Source organism: Cellvibrio sp. (assembly GCF_053579595.1).
The window spans coordinates 1-6,331 of sequence record NZ_JBRFPI010000269.1; the positions used below are offsets into that span (position 1 = coordinate 1).

At 49.3% G+C, this 6,331-nt stretch carries 5 protein-coding genes; 1 reads left to right on the forward strand and 4 read right to left on the reverse strand.

Annotation, left to right across the window (positions count from 1 at the left end; all coding sequences use genetic code 11):
- The 4 genes from ACWA6V_RS15255 to ACWA6V_RS15270 form a co-directional block, all read right to left on the reverse strand.
- The coding region (locus tag ACWA6V_RS15255) for an SDR family NAD(P)-dependent oxidoreductase (protein WP_449523298.1) at positions 1-418 on the reverse strand (418 nt) is incomplete at its 3' end.
- A 23-nt stretch (positions 419-441) separates the two neighbouring features.
- Positions 442-1,110, reverse strand: a complete 669-nt coding sequence (locus ACWA6V_RS15260) for an HAD family hydrolase (RefSeq protein ID WP_449523299.1) — start codon at positions 1,108-1,110, stop codon at positions 442-444.
- Positions 1,110-1,814 carry a bifunctional 2-polyprenyl-6-hydroxyphenol methylase/3-demethylubiquinol 3-O-methyltransferase UbiG gene (gene ubiG / locus ACWA6V_RS15265; RefSeq protein WP_449523300.1) on the reverse strand — a complete coding sequence of 235 codons (705 nt, stop codon included), beginning with the start codon at positions 1,812-1,814 and terminating at the stop codon, positions 1,110-1,112. Before ubiG ends, ACWA6V_RS15260 begins: the two co-directional genes overlap by 1 nt.
- 21 nt (positions 1,815-1,835) lie before the next feature.
- Positions 1,836-3,173 carry a TRZ/ATZ family hydrolase gene (locus tag ACWA6V_RS15270; protein WP_449523301.1) on the reverse strand — a complete coding sequence of 446 codons (1,338 nt, stop codon included), beginning with the start codon at positions 3,171-3,173 and terminating at the stop codon, positions 1,836-1,838.
- Positions 3,174-3,553: 380 nt separating this feature from the next.
- On the opposite strand from ACWA6V_RS15270, the gene gyrA reads away from it, so the two are divergent.
- Positions 3,554-6,220 carry a DNA gyrase subunit A gene (gyrA, locus tag ACWA6V_RS15275; RefSeq protein ID WP_449523302.1) on the forward strand — a complete coding sequence of 889 codons (2,667 nt, stop codon included), beginning with the start codon at positions 3,554-3,556 and terminating at the stop codon, positions 6,218-6,220.
- The last annotated feature ends 111 nt before the right edge of the window (positions 6,221-6,331 follow it).

The window sequence follows — 6,331 nt, forward strand, 5'->3', positions numbered from 1 at the left end:
ATACCGCTTGGGTTAACATAAACGGTGAGTTGACATTGACCTGCATACAGCGCAGCCAAGAACCTACCGAATAGTTGGCGATAGGTGTGCGTTCACCCAAGTCGGCTGCATTGAATAAAATGCTATCCAATCGCCCGAAGGTGTCCTCCAGCGCATTGCACATATCGTCGTAATCCTTCTCTACTGCGCTTTCAAAATTGATGGGGTAAATAGCGGGTTGTGGATTGCCCGCTGCTTCAATTTCATCATAAACCTGCTCCAGTTTGGCCAGTGTGCGCCCGCAGAGAATGACGGTCGCGCCACACGCAGCAAACGTTATTGCCGCCGTTTTGCCAATGCCTGCACCAGCACCCGTAACGAGAATAATTTTTCCGCGTAGTGCGTCAGGTTTGATGGTGTAATCGTGAGGAGTTTGCATGGCTATGCCTTTAACAAATGGTTTTACAAATATTTTTCAATGATTGGCCAAATTTCATTGGCGTGGTTTACGCAGTAATCTGCATTCCAGTTTATCGGATCATCACCTTCATCTACATAACCATAAGCGGCAGCGATAGTGATACTACCGGCGCCTTTGCCGCAGTCGATATCGCGCTTATGGTCGCCGATATAAATTATCTCATCGGGGGCGCAACCCAATTGTTTGCTGGCGAGAAATAAAGATTCCGGGTCGGGTTTGCTGCGCGCTACATGGTCGGGGCAAATCACACTGAGCGGCGCAGGGTGTATGTCCAGCGCGGCCATTAGGGGTAAGGTATAAGTCGCCGGTTTATTGGTAGCTATGCCCCAAGCGATGTTGTTATCGGCCAATTTATCGAGTAATTCATTAATGCCGGGAAATGGAATGGTATAGACCGCGATATGCGCCAGATACAATTCCAATAGTCGATGGCGTAGCGGCTCGAATTGCTCGTTGCTCTCGTCAATAGCAAAAGCAAGTTTGATCAATGCTTTGGAGCCGTTTGATACGCCTGCGCGAATAGTTTCTGCAGCGAGGGCAGGGCGTTGTTGTTCAGCGAGTAATTGGTTGACGACGACGATAAAATCCGGCGCGGTATCCAATAAAGTCCCGTCCAGATCAAACATCACTGCGCGAATAGATTTTGCCATTAATCGCTAACCTTTTTAGCATGCAACAGATAATTAACGCTGACATCATTTGGATTGAGCTTGTAGTGTTTGGTCAGCGGGTTGTAAGTCATACCGGTAATGGTTTGCAATTCCAAACCTGCTGTGCGCAACCATTGCGCCAATTCAGAGGGGCGAATAAATTTGCTGTATTCATGTGTGCCCTTGGGCAGCAATTTTAAAATATATTCTGCACCAAGAATGGCAAATGCATAGGCTTTAGGGCTGCGATTGATGGTTGAGAAATATACATCACCACCTTCTTTTACTAGTTGCGCACAGGCGCGTACTACCGATGAGGGATCGGGTACGTGTTCCAGCATTTCCATACAGGTAACAACATCAAACTCACCAGGCATTTTCGCTGCTTTATCTTCTGCAGTGATTTGCTCGTAAGTTAATTCAACACCACTTTCCAGCGCATGCAAGCGTGCAACAGCAAGTGGGGCTTCACCCATATCGATGCCCGTTACTACAGCGCCGCGCTGCGCAAGTGATTCGGCGAGAATGCCGCCACCGCACCCCACATCGATAACTTTTTTCTGTGCGACCGGTGAACGCTCATCGATAAAATTGGCGCGCAGTGGATTGATATCATGCAGCGGTTTGAATTCGCTGTTCTTATCCCACCAGCGGCTGGCGAGGGCTTCAAATTTTGCAATTTCGGCAGTATCGACATTGGCCATAATTTTTTCCATTTCGTAAATTTAGTGAGTGGCGATTTGTTTCCGCCACCAATTGGCTTTACCTAATATTTCGCGTTCATCCAGCGTTTGTAACTGGCGATTAAGGAGTAATGCTTTGCCTTGCACCCACACGTGGGTGACACCTTGACCTGAATGGGTGTAAACGAGTTGCGATGCGGGATTATATAAAGGTTGTGTCCCGAGCCCGCTTAAATCGATTGCAGTAATGTCGGCAAATTTACCCGTTTCCAGACTGCCGATTTTTTCCTCCATGCCCAACGCTTTGGCACCATTGAGTGTGGCCATACGCAATGCAGTGTGGGCATCCAATGCGGCGGCGTCACCGGCAACTGCTTTGGCAAGTAACGCGGCGGTTTTTAATTCGCTGAATAAATCCAGGTCATTATTGCTCGCGGCACCATCGGTACCGAGTGCAACATTAATTCCGGCTTTTAATAATTTATCGATCGGGCAAAAGCCGCTCGCCAATTTCAGATTGGATTCCGGACAGTGCACTACATGTGCGCCGGTTTGTTGTAGTAGCGCTATATCCACATCAGTAATCTGCGTCATATGTACGCATTGTGTGAGTGGTGATAACAAGCCGAGCTCCATCAATCGCTGGGTTGGGCGTTTGCCGAATTGCTTGAGCGATTCTTCTACTTCAAACGCAGTTTCATGCAAATGAATCTGCACTGGCATATCCATTTCTTGCGCAAGCACAGCAATCTTTTGCAGGGGTGCATCCGATACCGTGTAGGGCGCATGAGGGCCAAAGGCGATATTGATAAGGTCAGTTGCGCGCAGGCTGTCGTGTAGGCTGAGGCCTTTGGCGAAGTAATCGTCGGCTCCTAAACCCCATGAGGTAGCAAAGTCGAAAATTGGGAAACTGATTTGGCTGCGCATTTTGGCATCCAGGCAGACCTGGGCGGCCTGCTCTGGAAAAAAATACATATCGGCATAACAGGTGGTGCCGGTTTTGATCATCTCCGCCATCGCCAGTTGGGTTCCGTCACCAACAAATTCTTCTCCCACCCAGCGACTCTCCGTTGGCCAAATGTGATCGTTGAGCCAGGTGTGCAGCGGTTGGTCGTCAGCATAACCCCGCAGCAGGCTCATCGCAGCGTGACCGTGTGCATTGACAAGCCCGGGAATCAATACATGGCTGCCGAGATTGATTGTTTCCGCGGCAGTATAACGGCGCCCGGCTTCATCGCTGGTTACCAATGCCAGTATGCGCCCCTTATCGATTGCTAGTGCGCAGTTTTCCAATACGCGATTTTCGGGTACCACCGGGATAATCCAGCGGGCTTTGATAATCAAATCAATCGGATGCGGTTCATGGGTAGGCGTTGACATAGGTGTAAACTGGCAGCTTTGGTCGCAAAAAGGGGCGCCCAGTATACTGCAAAGCCTCTACTCAGCCATGGCAGATTTGCGCAGCGGTTTATCTCCTCGCCTGCGCTTCTTTTGCGGTTAAATTCGTCCGTATTTTCATAGTGATACGGATCTGCCAAGTGCCTATCCAGCAGATTTTATGCTACCATCGCGCCCCTGAATTAAGCGTTAGATGCATTTTTAGCCAGCCTTTTGTTTGGCTGGTAGTAGGGTAGCGGTTTTTGCTTGTATTTGATTGGTGCGCAAAACAGGCGCTGTCCGTTTAATTGCTTGTAATCGCAGTCCGTAACCAACGCTTTTTAAGCCCATAGCTTTATATAAGAAAGGAAAGCTGTATTCCCATGGTCGAATTCGCCAAAGAAATATCACCAGTAAGTATCGAAGACGAACTCAAACAGTCCTACCTCGATTACGCCATGAGTGTAATCGTGGGTCGCGCTTTGCCCGATGTGCGCGATGGTTTGAAGCCCGTGCATCGCCGCGTGCTGTTTGCGATGAGCGAACTTAACAATGATTGGAATAAGCCTTACAAAAAATCTGCCCGTGTGGTGGGTGACGTAATCGGTAAATATCACCCGCACGGTGATACCGCTGTATACGACACCATCGTCCGTATGGCTCAGCCTTTCTCGTTGCGCTATATGCTGGTCGATGGCCAAGGTAACTTCGGTTCGGTCGATGGTGACCGCGCAGCGGCCATGCGTTACACCGAAATCCGTATGGCAAAAATTGCCCACGATTTGTTAGCGGACTTGGATAAAGAAACTGTCGATTTCGTGCCTAACTATGACGGCACCGAGCAAATCCCGGCAGTTATGCCGACCCGTATTCCCAACCTGTTGGTTAATGGCTCCTCAGGTATCGCTGTAGGTATGGCGACCAATATTCCACCGCACAACTTAAAAGAAGTCGTGCAGGGCTGTCTCGAACTGATCAATAACCCGGATATTACTATCGATGAACTGATGGAATTTATCCCGGGGCCGGATTTCCCCACCGGTGCCATCATCAATGGCCGCGCAGGTATTGTGCAGGCTTATCGCACTGGTCGCGGCAGCATTATCGTGCGTGCCAAAGCCGAAATTGAGCGCGACGAAAAAACCGGACGCGAAACGATTCTGATCCACGAAATTCCCTACCAACTGAACAAGGCACGCTTGATTGAGCGTATCGCCGAGTTGGTAAAAGAAAAGAAAATTGAAGGTATTAGCGAGCTGCGCGATGAGTCTGATAAAGACGGGATGCGCATTGTGATCGAAGTGAAGAAGAGCGAAGCAGCGGATGTGTTGCTCAATAATCTTTACTCACAAACCCAATTGCAAACCACCTTCGGCGTCAACATTGTTGCGCTGGATGATGGCCAGCCAAAAATTCTCAACCTCAAACAATTGCTTGAAGCGTTTGTTAAGCATCGCCGTGAAGTGGTTACCCGTCGCACAGTGTATTTGCTGCGCAAGGCGCGCGAACGTGGCCACATTTTGGAAGGTTTGGCGGTTGCCATTTCCAATATTGATGAAGTTATTGCTCTCATTAAAAACTCTGCCTCTCCTGCCGAAGCAAAAGACAGTTTGATGGGGCGTGGTTGGAATGCCGCCGAAATGGCGCCTTATCTTGAGCGCGCAGGTGAAGACGCTTGCCGCCCGGAAGACTTGGGTCCCGAGTTCGGCATGCGTGATGGCCACTACTATTTATCTGCTGCACAAGCCCAAGCAATTCTTGAGCTGCGTTTACATCGCTTGACCGGGATGGAACATGACAAACTGCTCGCCGAGTACGATGAAAAATTAATCCAGATCGCCGAATTCCTCGAAATTCTTGGCAACGCTGTGCGTTTGATGGAAGTGATCCGCGAAGAGCTTACGCAAGTTATTAATGACTACGGCGATAAGCGTCGTACCGAAATTGTTGCATCAACGCTCGATTTAACTACTGAAGATCTGATCAATGTAGAAGATCGCGTTGTGACAATTTCTCACGGTGGTTATGCGAAGAGCCAGCCGCTTGATGATTATCAGGCGCAGCGTCGCGGTGGTATGGGTAAATCCGCAACTGCCGTAAAAGATGAAGATTATGTCCAACATCTTTTAATCGCTAGCACTCACGATACCGTGCTCTTGTTTACTAACGCCGGTAAAGTGTATTGGCTGAAGGTTTATATGATTCCTGTCGCTGGTCGCCAGTCACGTGGCCGTCCAGTTATCAACTTGTTGCCATCATTGGAAGAGGGCGAGCGCATTACTTCGATCTTGCCGGTGAAATCTTACGACGACGACAAGTTTATTTTCATGACCACCGCTAACGGTACAGTGAAGAAAACTGCACTCACTCAATTCTCGCGTCAACGCAGCGTCGGTTTGCGTGCGATTGAATTGGATGAAGGCGATACGTTGGTTGGCACTGCTATCACCAACGGCTCATGCGATGTAATTCTGTTCTCAAGCTCTGGTAAAGCGGCGCGCTTCCGCGAATCGCAAGTTCGAGCGATGGGCCGCACCTCGCGTGGTGTACGCGGTATTCGTTTGGCCGAAGGTCAGCGCGTAGTCGGCATGGTTATCCCGATGGAAAATGGCCAAGTACTTACTGTGAGTGAAAATGGCTATGGTAAGCGCACCGAAGTCGGCGAATTCCCGGCAAAAGGCCGTGGTTCGCAAGGTGTTATCGGTATGCAAACTACCGAGCGTAACGGCCAACTGGTTGGTGCTGTACAAGTGTTTGATGGGGAAGAAATCATGTTAATTTCTGACCAAGGCACTATGGTTCGTACCCGCGTTGATGAAGTCTCTGTGCTGAGCCGTAATACCCAAGGTGTGCGCCTGATTAAATTGAAAGAAGGTGAACGCATGCAAGGCTTGGAGCGCATCGAAGAGAATGTTGATGAAAATGCTAAGCGTGAATTGGCGCGTGCTGAGGCAGCCGAAGGTGAAGAAGTGCTTGAAGATGGCGTAGCCGCAGATGATGTGGCGGACGATATTGTCGATGACGCTGCAGACGACGCAAGCGATGAATAAGCAATCGACCAATTGGTAAATGAGTGGACTCATGAGTACTGATCAAACAGAAGCAGAAAAATTGCTTGCGTTGCGCAATAAGATCGATGCGATTGACGAAGAAATCGGTCG

Bases quoted from the DNA above. Each gene is read 5' to 3' on its own strand.
- ACWA6V_RS15260 (WP_449523299.1), bottom strand. From the start codon at position 1,110: ATGGCAAAATCTATTCGCGCAGTGATGTTTGATCTGGACGGGACTTTA.
- ACWA6V_RS15270 (WP_449523301.1), bottom strand. From the start codon at position 3,173: ATGTCAACGCCTACCCATGAACCGCATCCGATTGATTTGATTATCAAA.
- ubiG (WP_449523300.1), bottom strand. From the start codon at position 1,814: ATGGCCAATGTCGATACTGCCGAAATTGCAAAATTTGAAGCCCTCGCC.
- gyrA (WP_449523302.1), top strand. From the start codon at position 3,554: ATGGTCGAATTCGCCAAAGAAATATCACCAGTAAGTATCGAAGACGAA.